This is a genomic window from Moraxella sp. K1664 (genome assembly GCF_039693965.1).
Lineage (GTDB): Bacteria > Pseudomonadota > Gammaproteobacteria > Pseudomonadales > Moraxellaceae > Moraxella.
In genome coordinates, this window is the sequence record NZ_CP155576.1 from 2,021,777 (window position 1) to 2,038,959 (window position 17,183).

14 protein-coding genes are annotated in these 17,183 nt (G+C 43.8%); 8 read left to right on the forward strand and 6 right to left on the reverse strand.

From position 1 onward, the window contains the following. Positions 1 to 208: 208 nt before the first annotated feature. Together AAHK14_RS09980 and AAHK14_RS09985 are read right to left on the reverse strand one after the other, a co-directional pair. Positions 209 to 1,369, reverse strand: coding sequence for an aspartate aminotransferase family protein (locus tag AAHK14_RS09980; RefSeq protein WP_065254865.1), 1,161 nt, complete (start codon positions 1,367 to 1,369; stop codon positions 209 to 211). 92 nt (positions 1,370 to 1,461) lie between these two features. Continuing rightward, the gene (locus tag AAHK14_RS09985) at positions 1,462 to 1,644 is read right to left on the reverse strand and encodes a DNA gyrase inhibitor YacG (protein ID WP_062501262.1); all 183 of its coding nucleotides are present in this window, start codon (positions 1,642 to 1,644) and stop codon (positions 1,462 to 1,464) included. Positions 1,645 to 2,194: 550 nt separating this feature from the next. On the opposite strand from AAHK14_RS09985, the gene AAHK14_RS09990 reads away from it, so the two are divergent. Beyond that, positions 2,195 to 3,697 (forward strand): DUF3360 family protein, encoded by a 1,503-nt coding sequence (locus AAHK14_RS09990; protein WP_227514636.1) that lies wholly within the window; start codon positions 2,195 to 2,197, stop codon positions 3,695 to 3,697. Positions 3,698 to 4,477: 780 nt separating this feature from the next. Here AAHK14_RS09990 and panF read toward each other — a convergent pair. The 3 genes from panF to rpsT form a co-directional block, all read right to left on the reverse strand. Next, complete coding sequence (panF, locus tag AAHK14_RS09995) at positions 4,478 to 5,914, reverse strand: sodium/pantothenate symporter (protein WP_194092733.1); 1,437 nt, start codon at positions 5,912 to 5,914, stop codon at positions 4,478 to 4,480. After that, positions 5,914 to 6,243, reverse strand: coding sequence for a YhdT family protein (locus AAHK14_RS10000; RefSeq protein ID WP_083108123.1), 330 nt, complete (start codon positions 6,241 to 6,243; stop codon positions 5,914 to 5,916). Before AAHK14_RS10000 ends, panF begins: the two co-directional genes overlap by 1 nt. Positions 6,244 to 6,417: 174 nt before the next feature. After that, entirely contained in the window at positions 6,418 to 6,684 is a 267-nt protein-coding gene (gene rpsT, locus AAHK14_RS10005) for a 30S ribosomal protein S20 (RefSeq protein ID WP_062500380.1), read from the reverse strand. Between the two features lie 324 nt (positions 6,685 to 7,008). Here rpsT and gyrA point away from each other — a divergent pair, with 324 nt between their 5' ends. Together gyrA and AAHK14_RS10015 are read left to right on the forward strand one after the other, a co-directional pair. Beyond that, complete coding sequence (gyrA, locus tag AAHK14_RS10010; protein ID WP_065254862.1) at positions 7,009 to 9,702, forward strand: DNA gyrase subunit A; 2,694 nt, start codon at positions 7,009 to 7,011, stop codon at positions 9,700 to 9,702. A gap of 154 nt (positions 9,703 to 9,856) precedes the next feature. Further along, positions 9,857 to 10,498: a DUF3800 domain-containing protein gene (locus AAHK14_RS10015; protein WP_065254861.1), complete on the forward strand. Its 642-nt coding sequence runs from the start codon at positions 9,857 to 9,859 to the stop codon at positions 10,496 to 10,498. A gap of 518 nt (positions 10,499 to 11,016) precedes the next feature. Here the strand turns inward: AAHK14_RS10015 and AAHK14_RS10020 are convergent. Next, positions 11,017 to 11,280 carry a hypothetical protein gene (locus AAHK14_RS10020; RefSeq protein WP_194092734.1) on the reverse strand — a complete coding sequence of 88 codons (264 nt, stop codon included), beginning with the start codon at positions 11,278 to 11,280 and terminating at the stop codon, positions 11,017 to 11,019. A 111-nt stretch (positions 11,281 to 11,391) separates the two neighbouring features. On the opposite strand from AAHK14_RS10020, the gene AAHK14_RS10025 reads away from it, so the two are divergent. From AAHK14_RS10025 to AAHK14_RS10045, 5 genes are all read left to right on the forward strand, one after another. After that, the gene (locus AAHK14_RS10025; RefSeq protein ID WP_062500562.1) at positions 11,392 to 12,369 is read left to right on the forward strand and encodes a DUF1852 domain-containing protein; all 978 of its coding nucleotides are present in this window, start codon (positions 11,392 to 11,394) and stop codon (positions 12,367 to 12,369) included. A 242-nt stretch (positions 12,370 to 12,611) separates the two neighbouring features. Beyond that, entirely contained in the window at positions 12,612 to 13,640 is a 1,029-nt protein-coding gene (locus AAHK14_RS10030; RefSeq protein ID WP_083108321.1) for an IS110 family transposase, read from the forward strand. Between the two features lie 180 nt (positions 13,641 to 13,820). Continuing rightward, on the forward strand, positions 13,821 to 14,855 hold the full coding sequence (locus AAHK14_RS10035) for a methionine synthase (protein ID WP_062500560.1): 1,035 nt from the start codon (positions 13,821 to 13,823) through the stop codon (positions 14,853 to 14,855). Positions 14,856 to 15,111: 256 nt separating this feature from the next. Further along, entirely contained in the window at positions 15,112 to 15,603 is a 492-nt protein-coding gene (locus AAHK14_RS10040; protein ID WP_065255217.1) for a flavin reductase, read from the forward strand. Positions 15,604 to 16,081: 478 nt separating this feature from the next. After that, positions 16,082 to 17,176 (forward strand): peptidylprolyl isomerase, encoded by a 1,095-nt coding sequence (locus AAHK14_RS10045; RefSeq protein ID WP_227514653.1) that lies wholly within the window; start codon positions 16,082 to 16,084, stop codon positions 17,174 to 17,176. Positions 17,177 to 17,183 lie beyond the last annotated feature (7 nt).

Consider the following 17,183-nt stretch of genomic DNA (forward strand, 5'->3'; position numbering starts at 1 on the left):
TGCCCTATAATTATTGTTGGGTTGTAGGGGCGAATTGCAATTCGCCCTTGATAAATCAATCACTTATAAAAAGTTGAGAATGAAGTAAAGTAGGATAATTTTACCAAAATAAACTTCAACAAGTTTTACAAAATCGGATGAATTTTAGGCATTTTTTTAACAATGGTTGCTAGAATATGGCAAATTTTACACCAAGTTTATCCCAAGCTTATTCCAAGGTCTTTTCTAACAAACCAATCAGCCTATTGGTCAAAATCACCGTATCATCATGACTAATATTTAAGGTAGGTAGCAGACGAATGACATTACCGCCTGTAACGTTTAAAATCAGATAAAACTCATCACGAGCCATGTCCACAATGTGCGTACAGTCCACGCCATCAGGCAAACCAAAGCCTATCATCATGCCACGCCCACGCACGTCTATTTGTGGGAAATGCTCACGCACGCTTTGGCGGATAAAATCGCTCTCACGCATGGCATTTTTCATCACTTCATCGGTCAGCTCATCATAGACGGCACAGACCACCCGACAGCCAAAGGGCGTACCGCCAAACGTAGAGCCGTGTGAACCCGCTCCGAACAGGTCTTTGGCTCGCCCTGACACCATACACGCCCCCACAGGAAAGCCGTTGCCCAGTCCTTTGGCGGTGGTCAGTACGTCTGGCTTGACATTGCTATATTGATAAGCAAAATATTTGCCCGTGCGACCGTTACCTGTTTGTACTTCATCAAGCATAAACAGCCAGTCGTTGGTATGGCAGATATTTTGTAGTTTTTCTAAATAATCATCGCTTGGGGTGTGTAGTCCACCTTCGCCCTGAATAGGTTCTACAAATACTGCACAAATGTCTTTGTCATCTATCAAGGCTTCTACGGCAGAGACATCATTAAATGGTACACGGATAAAGTCATCATCCAAGGTAAAAAAGCCTGTCCGAGCCTTAGGATTGGCGGTGGCGGTTACGGTGAGTAGGGTGCGACCGTGAAAGGCGTGTTCCATGACGATGACTTTGGGGTGAGATTTGCTTTGGTTGTGGGCATATAGGCGAGCCAGTTTTAAGGCACATTCGTTGGCTTCGGCTCCCGAGTTGGCAAAAAATACTTTGTCCATGCCCGCCTTTTGACAGAGTATTTCGCCTGCTTTTTCTTGCCAGTCAATTTGGTATAAATTACTGGTGTGAATGAGCGTGTCGGCTTGCTCTTTCATGGCATGGCTGATGGCAGGGTGGCAATGACCAAGCCCACACACGGCGATACCTGTCAGAGCATCCAGATACGCCGTGCCGTCTGCGGTGTACAGATATGAGCCTTGCCCACGCACAAAAGAAATGGGCTGACGGGCGTAGGTTGGCATAAGATAAGACATAAAAAGTCCTTAAATTTTTCTAAATAATAAAATCAAAAATTGTCAAATGAATGGCGTGTAAAATTTGATAAAATTCTCAAAATTTGGGTAAATCACGCTTTGGACAATTCATCGCTAAATGGCGTATCATCGGTTGCCACACGATATGATTCATCCGCCCACGCTCCTAAATCAATGAGTTTACAGCGTTCACTACAAAACGGGCGGTTCGGGTTGTCAGACCAACTGGTCGGTTTTTGACATTGGGGGCAGGGGTAAGTGGTCGGTGTGGTCATGTGATGGTCTTTGATGTGATTGTTTTGTGATAGGGATTTATTTTAACAAATTTTTACCATTTACACAAAACGAGTTTGTGTTACTAGGGCGTGCCCGCCTTTGGTATTTGCAATGAAAAACAAGATTTAGCCATTTTTCATGCAAAAATGGATTAAAGCATTAAAATTTTCATCTTATTTCATAAAAATGTTATCAATGGTAGGTACGCCCTAGGTGTAATGGGTTTTAATATCATTAAAAATTAGCAACTTAGCAAATATTTCATAATTTTTTACAAATAAAACATGACAGTCACAAAAAAGAAAGTTATAATCAGCACCGCACTCTTACTAGTACGATTGATTTATTAAATTATTGTTATAAAATAACTTATATGACGTTTGTGGTATTTGTAGAAATAATTAATGAATCGGTGGGATGGTAAGGTTGCTTGGTGTTTTAAAAAGTGTTTTTTGGCATTGTATGAGCATGCAGATGAATGCAAGACTTAGACAAATGAAAAAACAAGGATTTTAAAACGCACTTTTCTCACAGTGATAGGAGGTATTTGTGAGTGATGTTCAATCTGATTTAACCGAAGAGCAAATCCGAGAATACACAACCAAAAGCTATGAAGAGCTTCATAAGCCTTCATCTGCCTTTGAGTCTCGTGACGCTTATCTAAGACACGAATTGCAAATCATGAAACCCAAAAGATGGGGCGTGAACTTGCCATTTCGTGATTATCGTTTTGAGTTTGAAGATACCATTCCTGCGATGGCGGGGATGATTGGTAAAATCGTCATGGTGGGAGCGATGGCAGCTGCCTTTGCCGCACCGCTTGGTTTGGGCGAAGATTTTGTCTTGCAAAACGTCCGCTATGAGATGATTATTGCTGCAATCTTTGTACTTATTTTCTCAGCATTTTTCCTACCAACGTCCAACTTACCTGGCACACACGGACCGCTCATTCCGCTCATTCCTATTGTGGTGGCGGCAGGGGGGCACCCACTTGCTTTTGGTGTGCTCATCGGGGTATTTGGACTGATTATGGCGGTCTTAAAAGGCGGTAGCCTGATGTCCAAGCTCACCAGTAACGGGGTGGCAGGCGGGCTACTACTCTATCTGGGTTTTGTAGGGCTGATGGCTCAGGTCAAAAACATGATAGCCTGGGCGGATAAAATTGGTCTGCCACACATCGCCTTTATCATCATTTTATCAACCATTGTTATGTATGCCTTGCTAGAACACTGGCAAAAACGTTGGCTTGCGGTGCCTGTCGGCTGTGCGTTGGCGGGCTTTTTGGCATTTATCTTGGGAGCTCCCTTTGAGTTTAAGACCGAGCCAGGGCTGCCGCCACTTAGCCCCACTTACTGGTGGGGTGAGAATACAGGTTGGACGCTAGGTCTGCCCGACGCCAAAGCCTTTATTGTGGTATTTCCTTTTGCGGTGTTGGCGGTTGCCATGTGGCCACCAGATTTCTTGGGACACAAAGTATTCCAGCAAATCAGCTATCCTAAGCACTCTGAACGTACACACATGAATATTGATGACACGACCATTGCGTGCTCTATCCGTCAAATGGTGGGCTCGGCACTGGGTGGGGCGAACTTCACATCATCATGGGGTACATACATCGTGCCTGCATCCATCGCCAAACGTCCGATTCCTGCTGGTGCTGTCTTGACCGCAGTATTTTGTATCGTCGCAGCCATTTGGGGTTATCCCATGGACTTGGCGGTATGGCAACCTGTGCTCTCCACAGCTCTTATTGTGGCGGTATTTGTACCGCTACTAGAAGCAGGTATGGAAATGACTCGTGCAGGTAAGACAACTCAGTCAGCCGCCATCGTGGTGTTCTCATCAGCATTGGTGAACCCTGTGTTTGGTTGGTCGCTAACCATGATGTTGGATAACCTAGGTCTTATCGGTGATAAAAAACGCAGTGTTGAGCTGGGTCTGATGGGGCGTGTGATTATCCCTGTGGCAAGTTTTGTGATTCTATGTATTGCCATGGGCTTGGTGGGTATGTTCCCTGGTGTACCTGCATTACTACCGCAGTTTAGAGTTTAATGGTTTTATAAAACAAAAATCGCTCAATGGATATTGGACGATTTTTTTATTGGGGTGTGTTTGTTTTTTTGTGTTTTTCATTAAAAATGGGGAAAGTTGCCTATTTTTTATGAAAATAATTTAGGGCGTGCCTACCATTGATAACATTTTTATAAAATACACCCGAGAAACTTTAAAATTACCACAAACATAAAGAAGTTTGGGTGTAGGGGCATGCTGTGCACGCCTATAAAAATTGGCATGTTATCAAAGGATGTGCGGAGCCAGTCCCTACAAAGCCTGTGGTAAATATTAAGTTTGTTAGGTGTAAGATGAAAAATTGACAATTTCAATCAATTTTTGCATGAAAAATGGCTATCCAACCACTTAAATTTAAAAATTGAGTGAAACTCTTAAAATTTACCCAGTTAAGTGGTCGGATTGTTTTTTATAATAAAAACTTGTCTGATAAAAAACTCACAGCCTTTGTTTTTTTCTTGAAAAACGGGCGGTTCCCCTGCTTTTTTAACAGGTATTTTTCATTGCAAATACCAAAGGCAGGCACGCCCTAATAAAGTTCAACACGCCCTAATAAAAAATAAATGGATTTCATGGATAGACCTTGCTTTTCATACCAATTTTTTGGGATATAGGGTGTGTCAAAAGTTCGCACATCGGACTAAAAATAAAGATCAAGAATTTTAATTTGAATCAATTAGGATTACAACACCAATCTAACTTTCAAGATTTTATTAAAAAGATGTCAATCTTTCATTTATTTAAATCAAACCTAAACCAACATCACACCTTTTTCGTCTCCCCCACCTTATTCCCCACCAAAAATGCAAGAAGTCCAATCACCAACGCAGGCACGACAGCGTGCAAATCCCATAAAGCGATTTTAAAATAGGCAATGATGACATAGCTTGTCAGACCTGCCACCATAGACCATATCGCCCCTGTGGCATTGGCTTTTTTGTAATACAGCCCAAAGACCAGCACCCACAAAAAAGTCGACTCTAACCCACCAAAGGACAATAAGTTTAGCCAAATCAGCATATCAGGCGGATTTAGCATGGCAACGACCGCCAAAATCACAGTAAAACCAAGCGTGAGCGTGGTGGAGTAGCGTTTGATTTTGGCTTCGTTGTGGATAGCGTCAGGCTTGATAGACAGATACAAATCCTTAATGAGCGTACTTGACGACTGTATCAGCATCGAGTCAATGGACGACATAATCGCCGCCATGGGAGCTGCCAAAAATATCCCCGCCACAAAGGGCGGTAGCACCGTCATCATCAGCGTGGGAATGACTTTATCAGGCACATCAAGCTCAGGCACGACCGCACGAGCCAGCACCCCTGCTAGGTGCATACCCAAGACCAGCACCGTCATCACCACCGTCCCGACAAGTATCCCCCGATGTAGCGAGCGACTGTCCTTATACGCCATCGCCCGCACCGCCGTATGGGGCAGACCAATCAAGCCAAAGCACACCAGCACCCAAAACGACAGCATAAACGTTGCCGACAGCTTATCATCAACGCCTGTGGGGGTCAGTAGACGTGGGTCAATGGCATGCAGGGTTGTCATGGCGTTGTCCATACCCCCTGTGGCGACAAGCGTTGCCCCAAGTAGGAGCATCGTGCCGATGAGCATGACAAGCCCTTGCACCGTATCGGTCAAAACCACCGCCCGAAAGCCACCGATAAAGGTATAAAGCCCAATCACAAGGGCAAACACGCCAATTGACCACTCATAAGGCAGACCCAATGTCGTTTCAAGCAGACGACCCGCCCCAATAAACTGCACCACCATCATGCCAAAAAACGCAAGCAGGAGCGAGACGCACGCAAGCCATACCACGACTTTATTTTGATAACGGGCAAATAGCAGGTCGTTAATGGTAATGCTACCTGTTTGACGGGCGAACATGGCAAATTTTTTGCCGAGTGTACCAAGCGTGAGCCAAATTGCAGGCACTTGTATCATGGATAACAGCACCCAGCCCAAGCCAAATTTGTACGCCGCCCCCGGCCCTCCGATGAATGAGCTTGCCGAGACATAAGTCGCAACTGTCGTCATGGCAAGCACAAATCCGCCCATGGAGCGAGAGCCGACATAGTATTCATTTAAAAATCCGCCCGTTTTGCGTTTTTGATAAGCGTACCACGCCACCCCAAACACAAAAAACAGATACAGGACAAGGGGGATTAAAATTTGGATATTTAGATTCATTAATTTTCCCCTTGTTTGTCATTGTGATTTAACTCGTTGCTTAATTCACCGTCTAAATCCATTTCCTGATAAACCGCCTTTAACACCGCCATGCTGATTAAAATAAAAATCAATGGCAAAAACACACAGCTTAGCTCAAACCACAACGGCAAGCCCAAAACCCCCGTCCCCGTTGGCATAAAATAGGCAAAAACCACCCAACCTGCCATGTACAGGAGCGTAAGATACACCGCCCATTTGGCTTCACGGTTGAGTTGATGGGTAAGTGGGGTGGATGTTGGGGATTGGCTTGGGGTGGGGTGGTTGGCTTGGGGTGGGGTATCTGACATGGTGCGTCCTTACAAATTCTTATAAAACCCTTTAAATAAGAGCAGGATAAAAGCAAAATAAAGGCGAAAAAACGCACAAATTTTAACACAAAATCTGCCACTTTAAAATAAAAAAGACCTTAATCAATATTAAGGTCTTTTTAAGTCTGTTACCAAAACTGGTATGAGTGCCGATTAAGCTTTTAGGGCTTTGATAGCTTTGTTTAGACGGCTCTTATGGCGAGCAGCTTTGTTTTTGTGAATGATGCCTTTGTCAGCCATGCGGTCAATCACAGGAACGGCTTTGGCGTAGGCTTCGGTTGCTAGGTCATAAGACTTAGATTCGATGGCAGATACCACACGTTTGATGTAGGTACGAACCATAGAACGTTGAGATGCGTTTTGGGCACGGCGTTTGACGTTTTGGCGTGCACGTTTACGAGCTTGGGCTGAGTTTGCCATGATAATTTTCCTTACAAAAAGTAAAAATGGATAAAAGTAACTTAGTGTAGGCGATAATTCAGGCAGCCACCGAATTACCCAATAAAATAAAGGAGACACGTTGCCTAACACAATAAAGCCGATATATTAGCAAATTTTTGGGATTTATTCAAGTGCCTTATTAGGTTTTTAAAAATTCTAAAAAACCGCCAAACGGTAAAGTTTTAACATATTGATTTTTAATAATTTTTTAAAATAAAAAGCTCGTATTTTATGGCGTAAAATTCGCCATTTTTGCCATTTTGTGCTATAATGTCGCCTTTATGTGTGTTCCTTGGAAAAATTATGACCGATAGCGTAACCCCCGTTGGGATTGTTGATGAATTAAAGCAGTCCTACCTTGACTATGCGATGAGCGTCATCGTCTCTCGTGCCTTGCCTGATGTGCGAGACGGCTTAAAGCCTGTTCACCGCCGTGTGATGTACGCCATGCACGAGCTGTCCAACGATTATAACAAACCCTACAAAAAATCCGCCCGTGTCGTGGGCGATGTTATCGGTAAATATCACCCCCACGGCGACACTGCCGTGTATGATGCCATTGTACGTCTTGCCCAGCCGTTTTCTATGCGGTATATGATGGTGGACGGACAGGGCAACTTCGGCTCGGTGGACGGCGACCCACCTGCCGCCATGCGTTATACCGAAGTGCGTATGCAAAAACTCACGCACCAAATGCTTGCCGACCTTGACAAAGACACGGTGGACTGGGAGGACAACTATGACGGCTCCGAAAAAATGCCGTCTGTGCTACCTGCTCGTGTGCCAAACCTGCTTGTCAATGGGGCAACGGGCATTGCAGTCGGCATGGCGACCAACATGGCACCGCACAACTTGACCGAAGTTGTGAACGCTTGTCTTGCCTATGCCGATAACCCCATGATTACAGGCGATGAGCTGGCAAGCCACATCAGCGGGCCCGATTTTCCCACAGGTGGTATCATCTATGGGCGGAGCGGGATTTCGGACGCTTATCGCACAGGTAAGGGGCGACTGCACATTCGTGGGCGTTATGTCATTGAAAACATGGAAGGTAACTCAAAAGACCGTGAACGCATTGTCTTTACTGAGATTCCTTATCAAGTCAATAAAGCCAAACTCATTGAGCAAATCGCCCAACTTGTCAATGACAAAAAATTGGACGGTATCACAGGCGTGCGTGATGAGTCCGACAAAGAGGGTATGCGGATTGCCATTGACCTAAGACGTGGCGAAAATGCCGAAGTCGTGGTAAATAATTTATTCCTGCAAACGCCCTTAGAATCCAGTTTTAGCATTAACATGGTTGCCCTTGACAACGGACAGCCACGCCTTATGACCTTGCACGACCTAATCGCCAGTTTTATCCGTCATCGCCAAGAGGTTGTTACACGCCGTACCATTTTTGAGCTGAATAAAGCCAAAGCTCGTGGGCATTTGTTAGAGGGCTTGACCATTGCCCTTGCCAATATTGATGACATCATTGAGACCATTAAAAAGTCCGCCAACCGCTCTGAGGCTCGTGAAAACTTGCTTGGGCATATCTGGCAGGCGGGCAATGTGGTTGCCATGCTAAAAAATGCAGGGGCAACGTCTATCCGCCCCGACATCATCGAGGGCGAGGATTTAAACGCACCGTTTGGGCTTATCAATGACGACAAAGAATACCGCCTATCGCCCGACCAAGTGAACGCCATTTTGGATATGCAACTGCACCGCTTGACAGGATTGGAGCAGGACAAATTGTCCAAAGAATACCAAGAGATTTTGGGCGAGATTGCACGTTTGCAGATGATTTTGGCGGATTTTGACAAACTTATGGGCGTGATTAAGGCGGAGCTTATCCAAATCCGTGATGATTTTGGCGATGAGCGTAAAACCGACATCGTGGACGCACGAGCCGATTTTAGCCGTGAAGACCTAATCCCAGAGCAGACGGTGGTCATGACCGTGTCGCATACAGGCTATGCCAAAACCCAAGCCGTGAGCGACTACCAAGCCCAAAAACGTGGCGGAAAAGGCAAATCAGCGACCGCCATGAAAGAAGATGACGTGATTGAGCATTTATTGGTTACCAGTACGCACGCCCATATTTTGTGTTTTACCAACACAGGGCGAGTGTTTGGCTTGCGTGGTTTTGAAGTGCCGATTGCGTCTCGTGGCTCAAAGGGCAGACCGCTTGTCAATCTGATTAACATTGACCCAAGCGAGAGCGTAACCGCCATTTTGCCTGTGGAGAGTCTAGCCGATGACGGTAAATTTGTGTTTTTTGCCACGGCAAGCGGTACGGTTAAACGTGTGGCGTTGTCGCAATTTGCCAATTTGCGTGCCAACGGACTAAGAGCCATTGACCTTGTGGACGGTGATACCTTGATTGGTGTGGCGATTACGGACGGCGAGCAAGAGATTATGCTGTTCTCCAACGAAGGTAAAGCCATTCGCTTTAAAGAATCCGCCATTCGTGCCATGGGACGTACCGCCAAGGGCGTGCGTGGTATTCGTGTCAATCTCTTAGCTAGTCTTGGCTTAGACGATGACGAGCCGACCGATGACGATACCGATGATAGTGATAATGACAGCGTGGTGTCGGTCAGTCGTGTGGTGTCGCTCGTGGTTGCCCCACAGGCAGGCGAGATTTTGACAGCGTGCGAAAACGGCTATGGCAAACGTACTCCGATTGATGACTATCCGACCAAAGGGCGTGGCGGTCAAGGCGTGATTGCCATTAAGACATCAGAGCGTAACGGTCAGCTTGTCAAGGCGGTGGCAGTAACAGGCGATGAAGACGTGATTTTGATTTCCGACAAAGGCACGCTTGTCCGCACACCTGTCGCCCAAATCGCAACCGCAGGACGTAACGCCCAAGGGGTTAAGCTCATTCGCATTGGCGAGAGCGAAACGCTGGTGGGACTTGCATGCGTGGAGCATGAAGAGCCAAGCGATGATGACAGCGACAGCGAACATGGCGAGATGATAGAAACAAGCCAAGATGGCGAATGATAAAAAAGGCGGATTGATGTCCGCCTTTTTTGTTGGGGTGGGGTTATTGTTTTTTGAATTAATCCACTATCTTATTTTTTAGAAAAAACAAGATAGTATTTTTGGTATTTTGTTTTTATAATGCCGGCAGAATAGCAAACCGTTAAGAGATGACATGAATTTTAGTAATTATATTGTTTATGTAGATGAAAGTGGCGACCATAATTTGGATAACATCAATTCAAAATACCCTATTTTTGTTTTGGCATTTTGTATTTTTAATAAAAGATACTATAACAACCATACTGTTAAAGACATTCAAAACCTAAAATTTAATTATTTTGGGCATGACATGATTATTTTACATGAGCGAGATATTCTAAAACGTAAGGGGGTGTTTAATCAGCCCAATGAGATACACCAAGCATTTTTAAATGATATTAGCGAATTGATGAAAAATAATAAATTTGTTGTCATCGCTTGTGTTATCCGCAAAGATGAACTACCCAAAGCCGATATGGCGGACAACCCTTATCATTTGGCAATGTCAATGGGGCTTGAACGCTTGTATGATTTTTTGGGTGAAAAAAGACAACAGGATACCCAAACTTTTGTGGTATTTGAACAACGTGGATTGAATGAAGATAAGTTGTTAAAAGCTGAATTTGAGCGTGTTTGCCAAGATAAATGTTATACTCAATTCATATCAAAACCATACAAAAAACCGTTCGCCCTGAGCTTGTCGAAGGGTAACGGTTTTTCCTTATCATGGTTCGACAAGCTCACCACGAACGAAAAAACCTTTGTTGTGTTTTGAATAGAATTCACTATATCCATTTCAACTGATTTTGGCATCAAAATACGCCAACTCATCAGGTATGCAACTGGCGGATTTAATTGCACGACCCATTGGTAATCATGTATTAAGACCTGCTCAGACTAACCGAGCCTTTGATGTTATTAAACATAAATTTTATTGCAAGCATGGAGCAAATCATACAGGGCATGAGTATGAAGATTTGGGGTTGAGAATTTATCCCTAAAACAAAAGCCCCAAATTTCTTTGGAGCTTTTGCCGACTAGGAATTACGCTTACGCTACCCTGTCCATAGTTATATCTTACCTTTATTTGTGCATAAGGTCAATGAAAATTACAAAAAAATGTGCATAAAATTGTAAAAATATTTGCATAAAGTAAAAATGTGTGTTAAATCAGTTCCGTAGAGTGCATCCCATGCACCTTTTAAAAGAAAAAGCATAGTGGTGCTTGAACCCCCGCCACTTTAAATATAAATGCGTAGGAAAAACACAACACCCAAAAATCATACCTTATCATCAGACAAATTGCAATTTATCCCCACAAATCCACCAAAGACAAACACCCAAAACCACAACATTTCCCCAACCTGAATTTTTTTCAACTTTTTTTAAAAATATATCAGTTTTTTTCATCAAAAAAATGTGGTTTAATAGGGCGTGTTGAATCTTTGTATTTGCGATGAAAAATGAGAAAAATCGCACGTTTTTCAAGGAAAAAGTGAAGTTTGATAGTCGCTCTATCAAACGAGCTTTTGACGCAGAAAAACAAGATTTAGCCATTTTTCATGCAAAAACATTGTTCATACCTAAAATTTTTTAAAATGTAAAATGTGTTATAAAGGTTCAACACGCCCTACACACATTCCAAAAACAACCCCGCAAGGTGAAAAAATGACCGTACAATTTCAATGCCGAGTGCATACCCAGCGTTTTGATGAAAACTATGAGCCAGCCAGTAGCACCCGTTTGACCACCAACTTTGCTAACCTAGCTCGTGGCGAAAACCGCAAACAAAACCTACAAAACGCCATTAGAATGATTAACAACCGCTTTAATGACCTAGCGACTTGGGACAACCCAACAAACGACCGCTATTCGGTGCTGATTGACATTGTGTCTATTGACATTGACGTGGCAGGCAAGGGCGAATTTTTCTCAGGATTGGAATGGCTAAAAACGTCTGTGGTTGACCACAAAACAGGCAAAACCATTGACGGTATCATCGGCAACAGCTTTTCATCGTTTGTCCGTGATTATGATTTTAGCGTGCTACTTCGTGAGTACAACAAAGACAAGCCTGAATTTACTGTACCAGAAGGTTATGGCGATTTGCATGGCAAATTGTTCAAATTCATGGTTGCGTCCGAAGAGTACAAAGCTCAATCCAAAAAACCGCCTGTCCTGTGCCTAAGCGTTGCGACCACTCGCACCTATCACAGAACCACCAACACGCACCCGATTTTGGGCGTGGAATATGTGCAAAACGACTATTCATTGACTGATGAATATTTTGCCAAAATGGGCTTAAAAGTGCGTTACTTTATGCCACCAAAATCGGTTGCTCCGTATGCGTTTTATTTCGATGAAAATGCCGATTTGTTGAACGATTACACCAACTTAGAGCTGATTAGCACCATTGCGACCATGGAAGCGTTCCAGCGTATCTACCGCCCAGAGATTTATAGTGCCAACTCGGTTGCAGGGCAAGTGTACAAAGGCAGTCTAACTTATGAAGATTATGCCGTGCCAAAAGTGGATTATGACCGTGTGGAGCGTAACGATTTGGCGGTAAAACAAGGCAAACTTGCCGAAGAGCAGTTTATCAAGCCCTACAAAGAGATTTTGGACGCTTGGCTTGCTGAAAAATAAGAGATGAATTTCAATCAGCCGATAAATTTTGGTCGGCTGATTTGAATTTTTTGGTATAATGGAGTTTGGTGATAAATGGTTTTCCGTTCGCCCTTGTATCAACCCAACACCAAACCTAGATTATCTGCTAGAATGTTGTTGGGTTATACAAGCAAAGAGAACACGGGTTCGCCCTTAGTGTCTTAACACTGGTGCTCAGATGGTGTCCTTTGCTTGTCATCTTAACTCTGAATGGTATCTAAGTGCGTTTATTAAAACAGACACTGCATAAACAAGGCAAGAGACAGATGATACACTATATTGGCATAGACATCAGCAAAGCAAAGTTTGATGTTGCATTTATAAACCCAAGCACAAATAAAGTAAAAACCAAGGTTTTTAACAACAACAAAGCAGGCTTTGATTTACTGCTTGCTTGGTTAAAAACCAATGTCAGCAATCATCTTGATGAGCTACACATCATCCTAGAAGCAACAGGGGTTTATCATGAACACCTAAGTGAGTTTCTTGATGATAATAATATCAAGCAAAGCATTGTCAATCCTAACTATGTCCGCAAATTTGCAGACAGTTTGGGGGTAATCCATAAAACTGATAAAAAAGACAGCATTATTTTATCAAGGTATGGTTATAGCCACAAGCCTGAGGTTTGGGTAGCACCTAGCATTGAAGCCAAACAGCTAAAAGCTCTATTGGCTCGCTTAGAAGCACTCAAAGAAGATTTGCAACGAGAGCAAAACCGACAAGAGTTGCTCTTATCACCCAATCTGCCCGATTTGGTTAAAGCATCCATGCAAACAGTCATCAGTGTCCTTCAAGAGGAAATTGCCAAACTCACCAAAGACATTGATGACTTTGTTGACAAACAACCAAGTTTAAAGCAAGACAAAACCTTACTTGAAACCATTGACGGCATTGGTTCTGTTATTGCCAAAGAAGTGGTATGCTTAATACATACCAAACAATTTAAAAAAGCCTCACAGATGGCTTCGTTTTTAGGCTTAATACCCAAACAAAGACAGTCAGGTGTCTTTAAGGGAGCAACCAAACTGTCCAAACAAGGGCAAGTCTCTTTGCGTGCTAAGCTGTATATGTCTGCAATGAGTGCCATTCGTTATAATAGCACCATTAAGGCATTTTATGAACGATTACAACAAAACGGTAAAACCAAAATGCAAGCCTTATGTGCTTGTATGCGTAAATTGGTACATATCTGTTTTGGTGTTATCAAAACCCAAACATCCTTTGAGCAACAAGTATCTTTAAGTTAGTTTGTAAGATACTAGATACCAGATACTTAAAAAACCATTGACTTAGGTGGGGTATCATGGTATCTGAGCCATGCCTGCGGGTGAAAGAAAACCTTTTCATGGTTCGACAAGCTCACCACGAACGGTTTTCTATACCACATCTTTTTAAATAGAAATCATTTTTTAATTTAGGAAAACACAATGAGCAAAATTTTACTTCCCACTTCCACCGCAGGCAGTTTGCCAAAACCGTCTTGGCTTGCCGAACCTGAAAAACTGTGGTCAGAATGGAAATTTGAAGGCGATGAGTTATTACAAGCCAAGCAAGACGCACTTTTGGTATCGCTTGCCGAGCAGACCAGAGCAGGCATTGACATTGTCAGCGACGGTGAGCAGACCCGTCAGCACTTTGTAACCACGTTTATTGAGCATTTGGACGGTGTGGATTTTAACAAGCGTGAAACTGTCCGCATTCGTAACCGCTATGATGCTTCCGTGCCTAGCGTGGTAGGCGATGTGTCTCGCCCAAAATCGGTGTTTGTGGACGATGCCAAATTTTTGCGTCAGCATACCGACAAGCTCATCAAATGGGCTCTGCCTGGTCCGATGACGATGATTGATACCTTGTATGACGGGCATTATAAGAGCCGTGAGAAGCTGGCGTGGGAATTTGCCAAAATCCTAAACGAAGAAGCAAAAGAGCTGGAAGCGGTAGGCGTGGATATTATTCAGTTTGATGAGCCTGCGTTTAATGTGTTTTTTGATGAGCTAAACGATTGGGGCGTGGCGACCTTGGAGCGTGCCATCTCCGGGCTAAAATGCCAAACGGCAGTACATATCTGCTACGGCTACGGCATTAAGGCGAACACCGATTGGAAACAAACTTTGGGCAATGAATGGCGACAATACGAAGAGAGTTTCCCAAAACTGCAACAATCCAAAATTGACATCATCTCGCTAGAATGCCAAAATTCTCGTGTGCCAATGGATTTGATTGAACTGATTCGTGGCAAAACGGTCATGGTTGGGGCGATTGACGTGGCGACCAATGAGATTGAAACGCCTGAACAAGTGGCGGATACTTTGCGTAAAGCCTTGCAATTTGTGGATGCGGATAAGCTCTACCCAAGCACCAACTGCGGTATGGCTCCACTGTCTCGCACGGTTGCTCGTGGTAAGTTGCACGCTCTTAGCGAAGGGGCGAAGATTATCCGTAATGAGTTGGCAGGTAAATAATTGGTAAAAAATGTTGGGGTTTTAAAAATCCCAACCATTATGCCATTTTTATGCGTAGGGGCGAATCACATTCGCCCGTATGATTTTTAATTTATAGTCAAAACCCAAAATTTGATACGCTTGACAAGGGCGAATTGCAATTCGCCCCTACGGATTATGGGTAATTTGTATATCAATTTCAAATGTTGTTTGACTATAATTTGAATGATTTAAAAATAAAAATGGCGTTACACAAAAATAATTTTAAGAAAATAACATGGTATCAATCACAGATTTTAAAGACGCAATGGCAAAACTCACCACCGCTGTTCATGTGGTAACGACAGACGGTGTGGCAGGGCGACATGGCTTTACGGCATCGGCAGTATGTAGCGTTACCGACACGCCCCCAACTTTGCTTGTGTGTATGAATACAAATATCGGTTTTTATGACAATTTTGTCAAAAATGGCGTGCTTATGGTCAATACCTTGACTGCCGAGCAGTCGCACTTGTCTAACACGTTCGCATCACGGCTAAATTCTGACGAGCGTTTCACTCATGGCACTTGGGAGACACTTACCACAGGTTCGCCAATGCTAACTGATGCCTTGATTAGCTTTGATTGCAAGATTAGCGAAGTTAAAGTAGTTGGCACGCATGGGGTATTTATCTGTGAGATTATCGCCATTCGTCAAGGCGACAGCGATAAGGCATTGACTTATTTTAACCGTAATTATCATAAAACTGATGACGGCACGGCATTATAAAGGGTAAACAAAAAAGCATGGCGTAAGTTGTGCTTTTTTGTTTTGGTGGATTTGTTCCAAAAAATAATATTTTTTACTTCATTCTCAACTTAAAATGGTAAATTATTGATTATTGGTTAGGGCGTGTTGAGTATTGGTATTTGCAATGAAAAATGAGAAAAATTGCCCGTTTTTTAAGGAAAAACAAAGGCTGTGAGTTTTCTATCAGACAAGTTTTTATCCGACCGCTTAACCAGGTAAATTTTAAGATTTTAACTTAATTTTTTAAATCAAGTGGTCGGATAGCCATTTTTCATGCAAAAATTGATTGATATTGTCAAATTTTCATCTTATTTTATAAAAATGTTATCAATGGTAGGCACGCCCTAGTAAACCAAGTTTGGTGGTGATATGCCAACCAAGCTAAACCAAAAGGAGTATTTTATCCTTGACAAATATCATGAATAATACACCAAAACCAACATCCCAAAGGTGTCTTATGACTGTCCAAGCCTACAACCCCAAAGCCCCAAATAACCCCGCCCCCACTTCAAGCCCCACCCAGACCAGCCCCGAGCTATTACACATCAGCGAGCCAAGCCAAAGCCACACCAAGCAGTCAGACGGTTCGTGCGGTTGTGGCGGAAATCACGACCACAGCCACGAGCCTGAGTTTTATGATGACGGCATTCGAGTCATGCCCACATCAGACGACCTAAAACGCCTGTCATCGGATGCCGAACTCATACAGCGAGCCATCAGCGAAGAGAATGCTAATCACAGCAATCTTATCGCTTCATCTCGCCAAAGCGTGCCAACCATCACGGTCAATGGCGTGCTTATCAGCGAGCAAGCCATTGGCGAAGAAGTGCAGTATCATCCTGCCGACAGCCAAGATGAGGCGTTGTTTTTGTCTGCCCAAGCGTTGGTCATTCGTGAGCTATTACGCCAAGCGGTCATGGCGGATAATGAATTAAAAGACGAATGGCAAGTCGATGACGAAAACGCCATCTCAAAACTCATCGCCAAAAACGTCCGCCCCAACACGCCAACCGACAGCATTTGTGAGCAGTATTACACCGCCAATCAGGGCGAGTTTACCGCACCGCCCGTCATGAAAGTCCGCCACATTTTGCTCGCCTGTCCGCCCGAAGAAGGCGAAGAACGCATTGAGCTAAAAAAACGTGCCTATGAGCTGATTGACACTATCACAAATAGCCCCAACCCAACAGGCGAGTTCATCGCCCAAGCCATGCAATATTCTGCTTGTCCGTCCAAGACAGACGGGGGCGAGCTTGGTATTCTACAAAAGGGAGCAACCGTACCCGAATTTGAAAAGGCGGTCTTCGCCCTACCCAAAGGGCTTGCCCCAAGCCCCATTGAGAGCCGTTATGGGGTGCATATTGTGGACGTCATGGAGCGTATGGACGGCAAGGCGTTGAGCTTTGATGAAGCGTTGCCCATGATTAGAAATAGACTGTCTCAGCAGGCATTTCATCATGCGTTGATTGATTATTTGTACACCCTAAAACAAAATGCCGACATCGTGGGCATTGACATTAGTGTCAATCAAGAGAATATTTATCGGGGCTAAGAGGGGA

Excerpts from the sequence above, each read along its gene's own strand:
- AAHK14_RS09980 (WP_065254865.1), bottom strand. The coding sequence starts at position 1,369 with ATGTCTTATCTTATGCCAACCTACGCCCGTCAGCCCATTTCTTTTGTG.
- AAHK14_RS09985 (WP_062501262.1), bottom strand. The coding sequence starts at position 1,644 with ATGACCACACCGACCACTTACCCCTGCCCCCAATGTCAAAAACCGACC.
- panF (WP_194092733.1), bottom strand. The coding sequence starts at position 5,914 with ATGAATCTAAATATCCAAATTTTAATCCCCCTTGTCCTGTATCTGTTT.
- AAHK14_RS10000 (WP_083108123.1), bottom strand. The coding sequence starts at position 6,243 with ATGTCAGATACCCCACCCCAAGCCAACCACCCCACCCCAAGCCAATCC.
- rpsT (WP_062500380.1), bottom strand. The coding sequence starts at position 6,684 with ATGGCAAACTCAGCCCAAGCTCGTAAACGTGCACGCCAAAACGTCAAA.
- gyrA (WP_065254862.1), top strand. The coding sequence starts at position 7,009 with ATGACCGATAGCGTAACCCCCGTTGGGATTGTTGATGAATTAAAGCAG.
- AAHK14_RS10015 (WP_065254861.1), top strand. The coding sequence starts at position 9,857 with ATGAATTTTAGTAATTATATTGTTTATGTAGATGAAAGTGGCGACCAT.
- AAHK14_RS10020 (WP_194092734.1), bottom strand. The coding sequence starts at position 11,280 with ATGGCTAAATCTTGTTTTTCTGCGTCAAAAGCTCGTTTGATAGAGCGA.
- AAHK14_RS10025 (WP_062500562.1), top strand. The coding sequence starts at position 11,392 with ATGACCGTACAATTTCAATGCCGAGTGCATACCCAGCGTTTTGATGAA.
- AAHK14_RS10035 (WP_062500560.1), top strand. The coding sequence starts at position 13,821 with ATGAGCAAAATTTTACTTCCCACTTCCACCGCAGGCAGTTTGCCAAAA.
- AAHK14_RS10040 (WP_065255217.1), top strand. The coding sequence starts at position 15,112 with ATGGTATCAATCACAGATTTTAAAGACGCAATGGCAAAACTCACCACC.
- AAHK14_RS10045 (WP_227514653.1), top strand. The coding sequence starts at position 16,082 with ATGACTGTCCAAGCCTACAACCCCAAAGCCCCAAATAACCCCGCCCCC.